Annotated in this window: 16 protein-coding genes, 1 tRNA gene and 1 pseudogene; 13 read left to right on the forward strand and 5 right to left on the reverse strand. The window is 73.0% G+C overall.

Translation table 11 applies throughout. The features are described 5' to 3' along the window. Window positions 1–71: 71 nt before the first annotated feature. Window positions 72–770: an SAF domain-containing protein gene (locus ACI3EY_RS03795; RefSeq protein ID WP_405039471.1), complete on the reverse strand. Its 699-nt coding sequence runs from the start codon at window positions 768–770 to the stop codon at window positions 72–74. A gap of 52 nt (window positions 771–822) precedes the next feature. Between ACI3EY_RS03795 and ACI3EY_RS03800 the strand changes: the two genes are divergently transcribed. Next, on the forward strand, window positions 823–1,032 hold the full coding sequence (locus ACI3EY_RS03800; RefSeq protein WP_405039550.1) for a hypothetical protein: 210 nt from the start codon (window positions 823–825) through the stop codon (window positions 1,030–1,032). Between the two features lie 14 nt (window positions 1,033–1,046). On the opposite strand, the pseudogene ACI3EY_RS03805 reads toward ACI3EY_RS03800, so the two are convergent. Next, a pseudogene (locus ACI3EY_RS03805) lies at window positions 1,047–1,187 on the reverse strand (FmdB family zinc ribbon protein); the annotation flags it as partial. Window positions 1,188–1,247: 60 nt separating this feature from the next. On the opposite strand from ACI3EY_RS03805, the gene ACI3EY_RS03810 reads away from it, so the two are divergent. Further along, window positions 1,248–3,920: a penicillin acylase family protein gene (locus tag ACI3EY_RS03810; protein ID WP_405039472.1), complete on the forward strand. Its 2,673-nt coding sequence runs from the start codon at window positions 1,248–1,250 to the stop codon at window positions 3,918–3,920. On the opposite strand, the gene ACI3EY_RS03815 is transcribed toward ACI3EY_RS03810, so the two are convergent. Further along, entirely contained in the window at window positions 3,904–4,557 is a 654-nt protein-coding gene (locus ACI3EY_RS03815; RefSeq protein ID WP_405035804.1) for a 5-formyltetrahydrofolate cyclo-ligase, read from the reverse strand. The genes ACI3EY_RS03810 and ACI3EY_RS03815 overlap by 17 nt on opposite strands. A 58-nt stretch (window positions 4,558–4,615) precedes the next feature. Here ACI3EY_RS03815 and ACI3EY_RS03820 point away from each other — a divergent pair, with 58 nt between their 5' ends. The 5 genes from ACI3EY_RS03820 to ACI3EY_RS03840 all read left to right on the forward strand — a co-directional run bounded on the left by ACI3EY_RS03820 (window position 4,616) and on the right by ACI3EY_RS03840 (window position 8,203). Then, complete coding sequence (locus ACI3EY_RS03820; RefSeq protein WP_405039473.1) at window positions 4,616–5,878, forward strand: molybdopterin molybdotransferase MoeA; 1,263 nt, start codon at window positions 4,616–4,618, stop codon at window positions 5,876–5,878. Then, complete coding sequence (gene moaC / locus ACI3EY_RS03825) at window positions 5,868–6,347, forward strand: cyclic pyranopterin monophosphate synthase MoaC (RefSeq protein WP_405039474.1); 480 nt, start codon at window positions 5,868–5,870, stop codon at window positions 6,345–6,347. Before ACI3EY_RS03820 ends, moaC begins: the two co-directional genes overlap by 11 nt. A 13-nt stretch (window positions 6,348–6,360) precedes the next feature. Beyond that, window positions 6,361–6,987, forward strand: a complete 627-nt coding sequence (locus ACI3EY_RS03830) for a GNAT family N-acetyltransferase (protein ID WP_405039475.1) — start codon at window positions 6,361–6,363, stop codon at window positions 6,985–6,987. 97 nt (window positions 6,988–7,084) lie between these two features. Then, window positions 7,085–8,068 carry a hypothetical protein gene (locus ACI3EY_RS03835; RefSeq protein WP_405039476.1) on the forward strand — a complete coding sequence of 328 codons (984 nt, stop codon included), beginning with the start codon at window positions 7,085–7,087 and terminating at the stop codon, window positions 8,066–8,068. A 62-nt stretch (window positions 8,069–8,130) separates the two neighbouring features. Next, window positions 8,131–8,203, forward strand: a tRNA-Ala gene (locus ACI3EY_RS03840). Between the two features lie 64 nt (window positions 8,204–8,267). Here the strand turns inward: ACI3EY_RS03840 and ACI3EY_RS03845 are convergent. Further along, window positions 8,268–8,573 carry an antibiotic biosynthesis monooxygenase family protein gene (locus tag ACI3EY_RS03845; RefSeq protein ID WP_405035809.1) on the reverse strand — a complete coding sequence of 102 codons (306 nt, stop codon included), beginning with the start codon at window positions 8,571–8,573 and terminating at the stop codon, window positions 8,268–8,270. Window positions 8,574–8,690: 117 nt separating this feature from the next. On the opposite strand from ACI3EY_RS03845, the gene argF reads away from it, so the two are divergent. From argF to ACI3EY_RS03870, 5 genes are read left to right on the forward strand one after another with little or no spacing between them, the layout of a single operon-like run. Further along, window positions 8,691–9,695, forward strand: a complete 1,005-nt coding sequence (gene argF / locus ACI3EY_RS03850) for an ornithine carbamoyltransferase (RefSeq protein ID WP_405035810.1) — start codon at window positions 8,691–8,693, stop codon at window positions 9,693–9,695. Beyond that, on the forward strand, window positions 9,692–10,213 hold the full coding sequence (locus tag ACI3EY_RS03855) for a PH domain-containing protein (RefSeq protein WP_405035811.1): 522 nt from the start codon (window positions 9,692–9,694) through the stop codon (window positions 10,211–10,213). Before argF ends, ACI3EY_RS03855 begins: the two co-directional genes overlap by 4 nt. Continuing rightward, window positions 10,210–11,856, forward strand: coding sequence for a PH domain-containing protein (locus ACI3EY_RS03860; RefSeq protein WP_405035812.1), 1,647 nt, complete (start codon window positions 10,210–10,212; stop codon window positions 11,854–11,856). The genes ACI3EY_RS03855 and ACI3EY_RS03860 overlap by 4 nt, the downstream gene beginning before the upstream one ends. A 7-nt stretch (window positions 11,857–11,863) precedes the next feature. Continuing rightward, entirely contained in the window at window positions 11,864–12,226 is a 363-nt protein-coding gene (locus tag ACI3EY_RS03865) for a tetratricopeptide repeat protein (protein ID WP_405035813.1), read from the forward strand. A gap of 56 nt (window positions 12,227–12,282) precedes the next feature. Continuing rightward, window positions 12,283–12,678 (forward strand): hypothetical protein, encoded by a 396-nt coding sequence (locus ACI3EY_RS03870; protein WP_405039477.1) that lies wholly within the window; start codon window positions 12,283–12,285, stop codon window positions 12,676–12,678. A 13-nt stretch (window positions 12,679–12,691) separates the two neighbouring features. Here the strand turns inward: ACI3EY_RS03870 and ACI3EY_RS03875 are convergent, their stop codons facing one another. After that, window positions 12,692–14,332, reverse strand: a complete 1,641-nt coding sequence (locus ACI3EY_RS03875) for a dolichyl-phosphate-mannose--protein mannosyltransferase (RefSeq protein ID WP_405039478.1) — start codon at window positions 14,330–14,332, stop codon at window positions 12,692–12,694. A gap of 110 nt (window positions 14,333–14,442) precedes the next feature. On the opposite strand from ACI3EY_RS03875, the gene ACI3EY_RS03880 reads away from it, so the two are divergent. Next, the gene (locus ACI3EY_RS03880) at window positions 14,443–15,144 is read left to right on the forward strand and encodes a succinate dehydrogenase cytochrome b subunit (RefSeq protein ID WP_405035816.1); all 702 of its coding nucleotides are present in this window, start codon (window positions 14,443–14,445) and stop codon (window positions 15,142–15,144) included. Window positions 15,145–15,153: the final 9 nt, after the last annotated feature.

Genomic DNA, 15,153 nt, shown 5'->3' on the forward strand with positions numbered 1-15,153 from the left:
GGGCCAGGGGAAGACTAGCCCGTCCCGTGCCGGTCGAGGGGTCGTCTTCCCGGTCAGGGGTCCGACACCGGTCAGGGTGGGTGGCCCTGCTCACCCGACGGGGGACGCAGCGCCACCTGCAGCGCTGCCCCCAGCGGGTCGGCGCCGCGCGCGCCGGCCAGCTCCTGCGCGGTGCCGGTGTCGACGGCCAGCCACAGGCCGGAGGTGCCCGGCTGGGGGGAGCGCAGCACCAGGCCCTCCCGGGCGACGACCGCCCCGTCCGGGCCGTGGACGTCGACCAGGTCGCCCGGTGTCGCGGCCAGCGCGACCGCCTCGTCCGCGAGCGGCACGAAGACCGCGACCGTCCCGGGCGGCATACCGGCGAGCAGACCGGTGGTGCGCAGGTCGCTGCTGGTCAGGACCTCACCCGCTCCCACGGGGGCGACAACCCGGGCACCCTGTGCGGCGCCGGGGTCGGTCAGCGCGCCGACCGGGCGGGCCCGAGGAGGTAGCAGAGCCACCTCGACGTCCGCGGCGCCCAGCACCTGCCCGACCGAGAGCTGGCGGGCGGCCACCAGCACCGGCACGTCGTCCGGGGAGGGGCGCCCGAGCACCAGATGCAGTCCACCCGCGACCGTCACCCCGGCCAGCACCGCGGCTGCGACCCGGCGCAGACCAGGGGTGGACCACCGACGGGCCGGCCACCGGCGCGGGCGCAGGAACGACCTCGTGGACCCGTTCGTGGACCCGGGGGCACGAGGTCGTTGCCGGCGATGCTCTCGTCTGCTCACCCGGGCGACGCTAGGCGGCCCGGGTGGCCCCGGGGCGGGTCAGCCCGACTTTGTGGACGAGGTCGAGCTGCTCGAGGAGGATGTGGACGAGCCGGATGACCCGGACGAGGCCGACGACCCGGACGACTCGGTGCTCGTGGATCCCTTCGCGGGGCCGGAGTCCGAGCCGCCGGAACCTCCCGAGCCGGACCCGCTTGACCCGGAGGAGCCAGAGCCCGAGCCGGAGCTGCCGGTCCCGGACCCCCGGGAGTCGTTGCGGTAGAAACCGGATCCCTTGAAGACGACGCCGACCGCGCTGAAGACCTTGCGGAGGGTGCCGCCGCACTCAGGGCACTCGGTCAGCGAACCGTCGGAGAAGGCCTGCTGCACGTCGAAGGCGTGGCCGCAGTCCTTGCAGGCGTATGAGTAGGTGGGCACGAGGCTGGATTCTACGTCGCCTCCGCGGGGGCACCGGCATCGTCCCCTACCCTGGGGGGCGTGTCTCGTCCCGTGTGGCAACGCCTGGCCGTGCCGCTGGCCGCGATCCTGGTGATCGTCCTGGTCGCCGCGGCCGTCCTCGGTGTCGGTCTGACCCGGCGGGCCTTCCCGGTGGCCTCGGGTGAGCTGGAGGTGGCGGGCCTCACGGGGGAGGTCGAGGTGATCCGCGACGACCTGGGGATCCCGCACATCTACGCCGACACCCCCACCGACCTCTTCCGTGCCCAGGGCTTCGTCGCCGCGCAGGACCGCTTCTTCCAGATGGACCTGCGCCGGCACATCGTCAGCGGCCGGCTGGCCGAGCTGGTCGGCGAGGGCGGCCTGGAGACCGACCGGGTCATCCGCACCCTCGGCTGGCGCGAGGTGGCCGAGGAGGAGCTGAGCCTGCTCTCGCCGGAGGCCCGCTCCTACCTGCAGGCGTACGCCGCAGGGGTGAACGCCTACATCGACAGCAAGCGGGGGTCGTCCGCGATGAGCGTGGAGTACGTCGCGCTCGCGCAGAACGCCCCCGGCTACACAGTGCGTCGGTGGGACGAGGTGGACTCGCTCGCCTGGCTCAAGGCGATGGCCTGGGACCTGCGCGGCAACTACGGGGACGAGCTGGCCCGGGGGCGCCTGGTGGGTCAGGTGCCGCTGGACCAGATGGCAGCCCTCTACCCCGAGTACCCGGTCGAGGAGCACCCGCCGATCCTCGGTCCCGACGAGTGGACCCCGCCGGAGGTGCGCCCCGCCGGGGTCGGCGACGCCCGCGGCGGCACCCGTGGCACCGTCACGCCCGGACAGAGCGACCCCGCCGACCGCAGCCTGCTCGGGGAACCGACGGCCCCCGACGGCCCCACCTCCGGCGCGGAGCGGCAGTGGCTGGCCGGCGGCGGCGCCGACGCCCTCGCGGACACCGAGACCGTGCTCGCAGCGGTGCCCGAGCTGATGGGCCACGGAGAGGGCATCGGCTCCAACTCCTGGGTCGTCTCCGGCGACCACACCGCCAGCGGTATGCCGCTGCTCGCCAACGACCCGCACCTGGCCGTCTCCCAACCGGGCATCTGGATGCAGACCGGCCTGCACTGCCGGGAGGTCAGCGAGGCCTGCCCGTTCGACGTCACCGGGTTCACCTTCGCCGGCTTCCCCGGGGTGATCATCGGTCACAACCAGGACATCGCCTGGGGGTTCACCAACCTCGACCCGGACGTCACCGACTTCTACCTCGAGGACACGGTCGAGGACACCGTGCTGCGGGGGGAGGAGTACGTCCCGATGGAGGTGCGCTCCGAGACCCTCAAGGTCGCGGGCGGCGAGGACGTCGAGCTGCAGGTGAGGGAGACCAGCAACGGCCCGATCGTCTCCGACGTGCTGGGCACGGTGGGTCAGATGGGCGACAACGGTCCGCTGGGCGGGGTGCAGACCTCGCGTGACTTCGAGGTGGCCCTCGCCTGGACCGGGTTGGAGCCCTCCCGCACCGCCGAGGCCGTCTTCGCGCTCAACTCCGCCACCGACTGGGACTCCTTCCGGGACGCGGCCGAGTTCTTCGCGGTGCCCTCGCAGAACCTGGTCTACGCCGACACCGAGGGCAACATCGGCTACCAGGCCCCGGGGCTGGTGCCGATCCGGCAGTCCGCCACCCACGCGACGCCGCCCGGCTTCTACCCCGCCCCGGGCTGGCAGGAGCAGTACGCCTGGAACGGGTGGGTGGACTTCGAGGACCTGCCGTACGCGTTCAACCCCGAGGACGGCATGGTGGTCGCCGCCAACCAGGCCGTGATGCGGGGGTCCACCCCGTTCCTGACCAGCGAGTACGACAAGGGGTACCGGTCCACCCGCATCCTGGACCTGCTCGAGGCCCGCCTCGAGGAGGGGCCGCTGACCACCACCGACATGCAGCAGATCCAGCTCGACGACACCAGCACCTTCGCGCTGGAGCTGGTGCCGCAGCTGACCGAGATCGAGCTGGACGGCGCCTTCTACACCGAGGCCCAGGACCTGCTGCGCGCGTGGGACGGCAGCTCCCCGGCGGAGGGGGAGCAGTCGGCTGCCGCCGCCTACTTCTACGCGGTCTACGACAACCTGCTCGAGGCCGTCTTCGACGACGAGCTGCCCCCGGACCTGGGGGCCACCGGCAACTCGCGCTCGATGCAGATCCTGGAGACGCTGATGGCCACCCCGGAGAGCGTGTGGTGGGACGACCAGCGCACACCGGGCATCATCGAGTCCCGGGACGAGGTGCTGCGCTCGGCCCTGGTGGACGCCCGCCTGGACCTCACCCGCCAGCTCTCCAAGGACCCCGCGGACTGGTCCTGGGGTGAGCTGCACCAGGTCCACCTGCGGCACCAGGTGCTCGGCGAGGACGGGGTCCCGGCCGTGGTCCAGGGCCTGGTCAACCGCGGCCCGTTCCCGGTCTCCGGGAGCAGCGCGATGGTCAACGCGATGAACTGGGACGCGAGCACCGGGTCCTTCGACGTGACCTCCGCGCCGTCGATGCGGATGGTCGTCGACCTGGGTGACCTGGACGCCTCCAGCTGGGTGAACCAGACCGGGACCTCCGGGCATCCGTTCCACCCCAACTACGACGACCAGACGCAGGCCTGGCTCGAGGGGTCCAGCTACCCGTGGGCGTTCACCCGCGAGGCGGTCGAGGAGCGCGGCGTGCAGACCCTCGTCCTCACCCCCGCGGAGTGAGCCGGACCCCCGGGTCCAGGGGGACGGGGCATACCCCGGTGGCGGGGCGCAGCACCGCGTCCACCACCGCGTCGTGCGCGTCCGCAGGCACCTGGGGGACCACCTCGTGGTCGTGCAGCACCAGCACGACCGGCACCCCGCCAGACAGCTCGCGCAACCGGGGCAGCACGGCGTCGTAGTAGCCGCCGCCCTGGCCGAGCCGGACCCCGGCGCCGGACACCGCCAGCCCCGGGACCAGGGCCAGGTCCAGGGCGGCCAGGGCTCCCTCGCCCAGCGGCCGGCGGTCCGGGTCGGCCAGGTCGGCCCAGTCCAACCGGGGACGCTCGAGGGTCAGCGGCACCAGTACCCTCGCCCCTGCCTGCTGCAGGGCAGCCGTCAGCGCCTGCACGGGCGGCTCGGTCCGCATCGGCTCGAAGGCGGTGACGGTGGTCCCCGCCGTGACGCCTCCCGGTCCCACGACCTCCTGCAGCAGCCGCAGCCCCGCCACCCGCAGGGCCTCGGCGGCCTGCTCGCGGTCCTGGGTCGTCCAGCCCTCGACGAGCCGGCGGCGTGTCTGCCGCACCAGCGTGCGCCAGGTGGCCTTGTCGGAGGCGACGTCGCCGGTGGGGACGTAGGGCGGCAGCTCGATGACGCTCACGTCACCCATTGTGACCCCCCGCACTAGGGTGGGGCCCGACCGTCATGAAGGAGGCCCGATGATCACCGTCGAGGAGCACCGGGACGCGGTGCTGGGGCAGATCTCGCCCGTGGCAGCCGTGACCCTGCCGGTGGGCAGGGCCGTCGGCCTGGTCACCACCACCGACGTCCTGAGCCGGGCGGACCTGCCCCGCTTCGACAACTCGTCGATGGACGGGTATGCCGTGCGCCGCGCCGACCTCGAGGGCGCCACCGCGGAGACGCCGGTGCTGCTGCCGGTCACCGGCGACATCGCCGCCGGGGACCAGCAGGCCCACGAGCTCGTCGAGGGGCAGGCCTGGCGCATCATGACCGGGGCGCCGGTGCCCGCCGGGGCCGACGCGGTCGTCCGGCTGGAGGACACCGACAGCCACCCGCACGAGCCGCAGTTCCGGGTGCATCCGACCCCGGGGCAGCACATCCGTCGTGCCGGTGAGGACATGCACGAGGGTGACCTCGTGGTGCCCGCCGGGTCGAGGGTCGGTGCCGGCCAGGTCGCGGCGCTGATCTCGGCCGGGGTCGCCGAGGTCGAGGTCGTCGGGCCGGTCCGGGTGGTGGTGCTCTCCACCGGGGACGAGCTCGTGCCGGCCGGCTCAGCCGTCGGCCCGGGGCAGATCATCGACTCCAACGGGCCGATGCTGGCGGCCCTGGTGCAGGACGCCGGTGGTTACGTCGTGCACGTGGGGCACCTGCCGGACGACGAGGGCGCCACCAAGAAGGAGATCCACCGGCAGCTGGTCCACGCCGACCTGGTGATCACCACCGGTGGGGTGAGCAAGGGCGCCTTCGACATCGTCAAGAAGGTGCTCACCGGCGCCGGCTCGATGACCTTCGAGGAGGTCGCCATGCAGCCGGGGAAGCCGCAGGGCTTCGGCGTGCTCGGCCACCGCCGGGTGCCGGTCTTCACGCTGCCCGGTAACCCGGTGAGCACCCTGGTCAGCTTCGAGGTCTTCGTCCGGCCGGCGCTGCAGCGGCTGGCCGGGCGGGCCGAGGGGGCGCGGGGCGCCCGCGGGCTGGTGCGTGAGGGGTGGTCCAGCTCGAAGGGGCGCCAGACGTACACCCGCGTCCACCTGCACCGCGACCCCACCGGTGCGTATGCGGTCACTCCCGCGGGCGGGCCGGGGTCGCACCTGGTCCACCCGTTGGCGACCGCGGACGCCTTGGCCGTGTCCGCCGCCGAGACCTCCGATGTCGAGGCGGGTGCCGAGGTGGAGCTGCTGCTGCTGCGGCCCCGCTCCGAGATCGACGCCCGGCTGGACAGCGAGGACGAGGATGAGCGCTGACGGACTGACCCACCTGCGCGCCGACGGCACCGCGCACATGGTGGACGTCAGCGGCAAGCAGGTCACCGCCCGCTCCGCCACCGCCCGCGGCCGGGTGCTGCTGTCGCCGGCTGCGGTCGCCGCGCTGCGCGGGGGGACGGTGCCGAAGGGCGACGCGGTCGGGGTCGCCCGGATCGCCGGGCTGCAGGCCGCCAAGCGGACCCCGGACCTGGTGCCGCTGTGCCACCCGGTCGCGGTGCACGGGGTGGAGGTGGACCTGGTCGTCGAGGACGACGGGGTGCAGATCAGCGCCACGGTCCGGACCGCCGACCGCACCGGGGTGGAGATGGAGGCGCTGACCTGCGTCGCCGTCGCCGGACTGGCGATGGTGGACATGATCAAGGCCGTGGACCGCACGGCCGTCATCTCCGAGGTCCGGGTCACGGCCAAGTCGGGGGGGCGCTCCGGGGACTGGACGCGTCCCGCGTGACCTGGCGCACCCGGTGACCTGGCGCTGGCCGGTCGAGGTCCGGCACGCGCTGCCCTCGGGGGCGGCGCTGGTGCTGCGCCCGTTGAGCCGGGCCGACCGACCCGCCTGGGAGCAGCTGCGGAAGAGCAACGAGGCACGGCTGCGCCGGTGGGAGTCCACGGTGCCGGGGCAGCAGGGCGACTTCCTGCCCTTCCACCGGATGCGTCGGGTGCTGGACCGAGCAGGACGGGCCGGGGCCGCGCTGCCCCTGGTCATCGAGGAGGACGGCCGGCTGGTCGGTCAGGTGCAACTCTTCGACGTGCTCTGGGGCTCGCGCCGGACCGGGGTGGCCGGTTACTGGCTGGACCGGGACGCCACCGGCAGGGGGCTCGCGACCTGGTCCCTGGCGGCTCTGGTCGACCACGCGCTGCTGGAGGCCGGGCTGCACCGGGTGGAGGTGGCGATCCGGCCGGAGAACACCGCGTCGCTGGCGGTCGCGGCCCGGCTCGAGCTCCCGGAGGAGGGTCCGGCCCGGGGTCTGATGCACGTCGACGGCGCCTGGGCCGACCACCGCGTCTTCGCCGTCCTCGCCGAGGACCTCGGCCCGGGCGGACGGGCGGCCGGGGGGCTGGTCGCGCGGCTCCGGGAACGGCATACCTGAAGCGGGCCGGGGCACATCAGACCAGTCACAGCAGAAACTTGCGCGACACTCCGCCGACCTCACCGGCCGCCGGGTCCGCGGAGCCTAGCGTGAAGCCGTGCCAGCAGTCAGCAGCCTGATCTTCGTCGTCATCCTGGCGGTGTGGGCTGTCTACCTGGTCCAGCACTGGGTGCGACGCCGCGACCACCTCGCCACCGCCCGCTCGGTGGACCGCTTCTCCGAGGCCATGCGGGTCCTGGAGCGCCGTCGCGCGCTCCCGCGCCCCGAGGCCCACGCCTCCGCCGGCCAGGGAGCCTCCTACTCCTCCTCGCCGATCCGCCCGGCCCGACCCGAGGTCGTGGTCAAGCACGGGACCACCGGTGCGACCGGGGCCACTGCGGTCGGCCCCAGCCCGGCCGTCCGCCGGGCCGCCCGCACGGCCCGGGCCCGCGCGATGGCCCTGCTCGTGGCCTCCGCCGTGATGGTCACCCTCGTGGTGCTCGGCGTCAGCGGCGTGCTCGCCTGGTGGTGGAGCTTCGTCGGGGTCGGCACGCTGGCCGCCACCCTGCTGGCGGTCCGTCGGTCGGTGGCGACCGCTCGGGACCGTCGCACCAGCCGGGCCGGTCGCACCAGCCGGGCCGGTCGCACCGGCCGGGCCGGTCGCACCGGCCGGGCCGGTCGCACCGCGGCCCCGGCCCCGGAGGTGGCCACCACCGCGCAGGCCGAGCGCTCCCCGCTGGCCGCGCAGGCCCGTGCCACGGCCGCGCTCGCCCCGACCGGGACCGCACGGCGCGCCGTCGACCTGGAGGCCACGCCCCGACCCGCGGTCTACGACATCGCCTCGGTCGAGGCGTCGATCGCCACCCAGGCCGCCGAGGCGACCGCCGCCGCTGCCCCGCCGGCAGGTGCCGAGACCGTGGACGAGCCCGGCTCGTGGAGTCCCACCCCCGTCCCCCCGCCGACCTACACGCTCAAGGCCAAGGCCTACCGGGGCGTGCCGGTGGCGTCCGGGCAGGGGGCCCAGCAGCTCCCGGCGGACGGCACCGAGATGGCCCTGGACGAGGAGTTCGAGGACCTGCCGGCCATCGACCGCGTGGTCTGAGCCACGACCGGTCCAGGTTTGGGTGGCCCGCCCGCCGAGCTGTATAGTCGGTGGCTGCACCAGGGGCTGTGGCGCAGTTGGTAGCGCGTCTCGTTCGCAATGAGAAGGTCAGGGGTTCGATTCCCCTCAGCTCCACCCAGGACGACCCCGTCCCCCGGACATGCTCCGGAGGGCGGGGTCGTGTCGTGTCCGGGCGAGCTCAGTCGGCGGCGGCCAGGTCGACGACCTCGAACTCGAGCAGGTCGGCGCCCGTCGCGACCGGCCGGCTGCTGCCGCCGCTGTGGGCCTCGCGGGCGGACCCGTCTCGCCAGGCCTCGAAGTCCTGCTGGCTGGCCCAGGTGGTCACGACGAAGTAGCGGGCCTCGCCGGCGACCGGGCGCAGCAGCTGGAAGCCCTCGAAGCCGGGCTGGGAGTCCACCGCGTGCCGCCGGGCGGCGAAGCGGGCCTCCAGCTCGGGTCCCGCGCCCTCGGGGACGTGGATGGCGTTGATCTTGACGACCGACATCGGGTCAGACTCCTTCGCTGTGGGCAGGGGGGCGCCCTGGCGTGGGCGGCAGGTGTGAGGATAGTGCCGCGACGGCCCGGTCGGGAGGCCGCGCACGGCACGAGAAGGAGTCAGCACATGGCGGTCAACCTGCGTGGTCGCAGCCTGCTGTCGCTGGTCGAGGAGAGCCCCGCGGAGATCGTGGCGCTGCTCGACCTGGCGGACGAGCTCAAGGCGGACAAGGCGTCCCGCCGTGAGCAGCGACGCCTGGTCGGCCGCTCGGTCGCGCTCATCTTCGAGAAGACCTCCACCCGCACCCGCTCCGCCTTCGAGGTGGCGGCCGCGGACCAGGGTGCGCACACCAGCTTCCTGCACCCCTCGAGCACCCAGATCGGCCACAAGGAGTCGACCAAGGACACCGCCAGGGTGCTGGGCCGGATGTACGACGCCATCCAGTACCGCGGCTCCGCCCAGTCCACGGTCGAGGAGCTGGCACGGTATGCCGGGGTGCCGGTCTACAACGGCCTCACCGACGCGTGGCACCCGACCCAGATGCTGGCCGACGCGCAGACGATGCGCGAGCACGTCGACAAGCCGTGGGAGCAGATGTCCTACGCCTACCTCGGCGACGCCCGCAACAACACCGGCCACTCGCTGCTGCTGCTGGGAGCCAAGCTCGGGATGGACGTCCGGATCGCGGCCCCCGAGGGTCTGCAGCCGGAGCCGGCGGTCGTCCGGCTGTGCGAGGAGGTGGCCGCCGGGACGGGCGCCCGGCTGACCGTCACCGCGGACCCCCACCGGGCGGTGGACGGCGTCGACGTCGTGCACACTGATGTCTGGGTCTCCATGGGGGAGCCGGCCAGCGCCTGGCAGGAGCGGATCGAGCTGTTGCTGCCCTACCAGGTCAACGCCGAGCTCATGGCGGCCACGCACAACCCGGCGGCACGCTTCATGCACTGCCTGCCGGCCTTCCACGACACCGACACGGAGGTGGGGCAAGCACTGATGTCGACCAACCCAGAGCTGAGGAACGGACTCGAGGTGACCGATGAGGTCTTCGAGTCGCCGGCGAGCATCGTCTTCGACCAGGCGGAGAACCGGCTGCACACCATCAAGGCGCTGATGGTGGCGACGCTCGGATGAGCGTCGTCCAGCCGACCCTGGCCCACGAGGGCCCGGTCCTGCGCGAGCCGGCGCACCGGGTGAACCCGCGGGCGGTGAAGTACTGGGTGCTGCGCAACCTGGTGTCCTCGGCCATCACCTGGGGGGTGCTCTTCGCCATCTACTGGTTCGTCCCCGACGGGGTCGGTCGCTGGCTGGGCCCGCTGTTCCTGGTGATCATGGCCTACAACGTGCTCGAGGTGGCCCTGGAGCCGACCATCCGGTATCGCCGCACCCGCTGGGAGGTCACCGGCGAACGGGTCTTCGCCCAGTCTGGGTGGCTCTCCCGGGACCAGCGCATCGCGCCGCTGTCGCGGGTGCAGACGGTCGACACCGAGCGGGGGCCGCTGATGCGGCTCTACCGGCTGGCGAATGTCACGGTGACCACCGCGTCGGCCGCCGGTCCGATCACCCTGGTGTGCCTGGACACGGACGTCGCCGACCGGGTGACCGCCGAGCTGGCCCGGGTCACCGGTCAGACGCGGGGCGACGCGACGTGAGCAGCCCGGAGCTCCCCCCGCCCACCGGGCCCCCGGCGCTCCAGGAGGACGGCAGCGCGCCGCCGCCGCCCCCGGGCCTGTCCGTCCCGGACGCCGAGGGCTGGCACCGCCTGAGTCCGCGGATGCTGATGGTCCACCCGGTCCGATCGCTGATGTCGATGGCCGTGCCGCTGCTGCTGATCACCTTCGGTTTCAACCGGGGCGAGAGCAACGGGTGGTTGTGGTTCGTCGTCGGCGGCGCCGTGCTGGCCGTCGTCTTCGGTGTCGTGTCCTGGTTCTTCACCCGGTACCGGTTCACCGCCGAGCAGCTGCAGCTGCGCACCGGCGTGCTGAGCCGCAAGGTGGTGACGGCCCCGCTGGACCGGATCCGCAGCGTCGACATCGAGTCCACCCCTGTGCACCGGGTCCTGGGGCTGGCGAAGGTCAAGATCGGCACCGGGGTGGATGCCACCCAGATCGAGCTGGACGGGCTGACCCGCGAGCAGTCCTCCCGGATGCGCAGCTACCTGCTGGACCGCTCGGAGGTGACCGGTCCGGAGGGGACGGAGGCGGTGGCGGGCGATCGGCATACCGAGGGGGTGGCGGACCCGGCATCCTCCGAGGGCGAGCCCGCGGCGGCACGACCGCCGGCCGGGGCCGACCGCGAGGAGGAGCTCGCCCGGATCGACTGGGGCTGGCTGCGGTATGCCCCGTTCAGCCTCTCCAGCCTGGTCGTGGTGGCGGGCGCGCTGGGTGTCCTCGGACAGTTCGGGGACGACCTGCCGGTCGACGAGGTGGGCGTCGTCCAGGACTCCTGGGCGTGGGTGGTGGCCCAGTCGGTGCTGCTGCTCGTGGCCGGGGCCCTGCTGGTGCTGGTGGTGGCCTGGGTGCTGGTGTCCACCGCCGCCTACGTCCTGAACTGGTGGAACCTGCGGGTGGTCCGGGAGCGGGGCGGCACCATCCGCACCACCCGCGGGCTGCTGACGACCCGCAGCCAGACCATCGAGAGCGAGAAGATCCGCGGCGTCACCATGAGCGAGCAGTTCCTCCTCAGGTTCGTCAAGGGTGCCGAGCTCAGCGCCCGTGCCACCGGCGTCGGCCTGGGCGGCACCATCAAGCTGCTCCCCCCGGCACCCCGGCAGGTGGTGCAGTCCGTCGGGCACGCCCTGCTGCAGGAGGAGGGCCCGCTCACCCAGCAGCTCACCGGCCACGGCCCCCGGGCCCGGCGCCGGATCCACGTCAGCGAGCAGTGGGGCAGCCTCTTCCTCGCGGCCCTGGTGGCGGTGCCCACCTACTGGATCGACGTCTGGTGGTTCCAGACCTGGCCGTGGTGGATCCCGCTGGCCGTGCTCGGTGCCGCCGGGCTGCTCAACCTGGCCCTCGCCGAGGCGTCCTGGCGCAATCTGGGCCACGGGCTGACGGAGGGCTACGTGATCGTGCAGACGGGGGCCTTCATCCGGACCCGGCAGGTGCTGGAGCGCGCGGGCGTCATCGGTTGGGTCGTGCACCAGAGCTACTTCCAGCGTCGGCTCGGGCTCGCCGACCTGACCGCGACCACGGCCGCGGGCAGCGAGCGGATGGTGGTGCCGAACGTGCCGCTGGCGCTGGCGGTCGAGCTGGCCGGGTCGGCCACCCCGGGAATGCTGGAGGACTTCCGGACGTAGAGCAGGCATGAACGAGGAGATGGGTGTGCGCTTCGAGCTCCCGCAGGACACGCCGGGGGACGACCGCGCGCGGTACGACAAGGCGACCTTCGCCTTCGAGACGAAGGACTACACGGGCGCCGCGGCACTGCTGGAGGAACTCGCGGCCCAGGACCCGGGCAACGCCGAGGTGCGCCTGCTGCTGGCCCGCAGCTACTACCACTCCGCCCGGCTGGGCCCTGCCGAGCAGGAGCTGCGCTCGATGATCGAGCGTTGGCCCAGCGACGCCTACGCCCACCTGGTGCTGGCCCGGACCCTGCAGCGGGCGGGCCGTGCCCAGGAGGGCGCCCCGCACCTCAAGATGGCCGAGGCGATGGGCCTGGAGGCCTAGGGGTGGACCCCCGGCGGCCCCCGGCGACCTCGCGCAGCCGGGCGCGCGCTGCGCGGGTGATGCTGGTCAGCCCGGTGCTGCTGGCCGTGCTGCCCACGGTCGTCTGGTTCGTCGACCCCGGTGCCGGTGCCCCGCAGCCCGGGGCACGGGACCCCCACGGGTTCCTCATCATCGCGGTCTCGCTCGTGTGCTGGCTGCTGTCCCCGGTGCTCGCCGGCCTCGCCGTCTGGGCGGGTCTGTGGATGCTCCGAGGGCACCGCGGTGGCGGCGTGCTGCTGATCGTCTGTGCCCTGCTCGCCGTGGCCCAGACCCTCGTGCTCGTGCTGCCGGCGGTCACCACCGTCCTGGTGCCGCTCACCGTGGTGATCGCCGCCGTGTCGGTGCTGTGGTCGGGGGTCGCTGTCTGGTGCGCAGTGGTCGGCGCGCGCGCCGCGCGGCCGTCGGTGAGCTGAGGGCCCCGGGCGGTCAGGTCCAGAAGTCGAACCACATCCGCAGGTCCCACTGATCCCGCGGGATGACGATCGCGGTGTGCACCGGCCAGTACCAGACGAAGAAGGCGACCGCGAGCGTCACGTAGCCCACCACCACGACCGCCCCCCAGCGGCGGCGTCGGGGTGAGGCGCGGTCCGTGCCGAGCACCAGCGCCAGGCAGGTGACGACCACCAGCACCAGCCACGGCACGAAGGCGATCGCGTAGAAGCTGTAGATGGTGCGGGTCTGGTAGAGGAACCAGGGCAGCCACCCGGCGGCGATCCCGGACAGCGCCGCCCCGGCCCGCCAGTCCCGCCCCAGCAGCCAGCAGAAGAGCGCGACCAGCAGGGCGAGGGTGCCTCCCCACCACAGCACCACGTTGCCCAACGAGGCGATGTACTCCACGCACCGGGCGGCCTCGCACCCCTTCTCGCCCTGCTCGGGCCAGTCCGCGTAGAACAGGGTGGGGCGCCACTGCACCGTCCAGCTCCACGGGTTGGAGCTCCAGGCGTGCTCGTTCTGCAGTCCGACGTGGAAGTTCCACTGCTCCTGGTGGTAGGCCCACAGCGAGCGCAGCGGGTCCGGGACCAGCGCCGCGGGACTGCCGGAGGGGGCGGGGTTGTCCACCGCCCACTGGCGCTTCCAGCCGCCGTCGGTGAGGAACCACCCCGCCCAGGTCGCGACATAGGTGAGCACCGAGGTGGGCACCATCAGCAGGAACGCCGGTATGCCGTCGCGCACCACCGCGCCGACGGCCCAGTCCCGGGCCCCCGCGGCCCGGCGGGCCCCCAGGTCCCAGAAGAAGGTCATCAGGCCGAAGACGGCCAGGAAGTACAGCCCCGACCACTTGGTGCCGACCGCCAGACCGAGGCTGATGCCCGCGGCCAGGCGCCACCACCGCATCCCCAGCGAGGGACCCCACCAGCGGCGCCAGCGCCCCCACGGTGTGCGCGGTACGGGGGACCGGGCGGCCGCCGGTCCGTGCGTGCGCTCCCACCACGGACCCCACCGCTGAGCCAGTCGGCGCCGGCCCTGCTCCCGGTCCAGCAGCAGCAGCAGGAAGGCCACCAGCACCCACCACATGAGGAAGATGTCCAGCAGGCCGATCCGGGACTGGGCGAAGTGGTGACCGTCCACCGCGAGCAGGGTGGCGGCGCTGATGGCCAGCAGGGCGTTGCGCCAGATCAGCCAGGCGACGACCCCGAGCAGCGCGATCGACAGGGTGCCCACGGTCGCCGAGGACAGCCGCCAGCCGAGGGCGGACTCAGGACCGGTGACCAGCTCGCCGAGCCCGATCATCCACTTGCCCACCGGTGGGTGGACGACCAGGTCCGGCTGGCCGCCGAAGACGTCCGGGTCGCCGTTCGTGAAGAGGGCGTCCGGATCCTCCAGGCCCTCGCGGATCTCCCGCTCGTGCCCGTACCTGATCAGCGACCAGGCCTGCTTGACGTAGTACGTCTCGTCGAACACCAGCCGGTCCGGATGCCCCAACCGCCACAGGCGCAACGCGCCGCCGACGAGGGTGACCAGCAGGATCCCCCAGGTGGCGATCCGGCGCTGCCGGGCGGTGCCGACGCGCTCATGGTCGTGAGCCGCGGGCGCCGGGCCGAGCAGGCGCGCCCGCAGTGACTCCATACCGGCCATCGTAGGTCGTCCCCGGGCGGCCCCTCGTGCCACCGATCGCTGCGGCGGGGACCGGGGAGGCCGCGACGATCCGCGCTCGTCGCGGTTGTAGAATCAAGGTCGTGGCCACTTCAACTGCTCCCTCGCCGACGGTCCGCAAGGGAAGGTCGAGCATCCTGCTCAAGACCGTCGTCGCGGTCACCGGGTTGTTCTTCGTGCTCTTCGTGCTGGCGCACATGGCCGGCAACCTGTGGATCCTGGTCGGACGTGAGCCGTTCGACGAGTACGCCCACCACCTGCGGACGTTCGGTGAGCCGATGCTCCCGGAGCGCGGGTTCCTGTGGGTCTTCCGGATCGCGCTGCTGGTCTCCCTGGTCGGACACGTGTGGGCCACCATGGCCCTGTGGGCCCGGGCAGGACAGGCCCGCAAGACGCGCTACGCCGGGAAGAAGAAGACCAGCTACGGAGGCTTCTACGCCAAGGCCATGCGCTGGGGCGGGCTGGCCCTGCTGGCCTTCGTCATCTTCCACATCCTGCACTTCACCACCCAGACGGTCACCCCTGCGGGCGCCTTCGAGAGCCCGGCCGAGCGCGTCATCAGCAGCTTCGACATCTGGTGGGTGGTGCTCATCTACGTGCTGGCGATGGTCGCCCTGGGGATGCACCTGCTGCACGGCGTCTGGGGCGCGGCGATGACCCTGGGCCTGAACACCTCCCTGAAGCGCGCCGAGCAGATCAGGTTCGTCTCGGTCGCGCTCGCCACCGTCGTCGTGGTGGGCTTCCTGATCCCGCCCTTCGCCATCCTGTTCGGCATCATCGAGTGAGGTTCGATC

Source organism: Serinicoccus shuyuelongi, from assembly GCF_045032955.1.
Lineage (GTDB): Bacteria > Actinomycetota > Actinomycetes > Actinomycetales > Dermatophilaceae > Ornithinicoccus.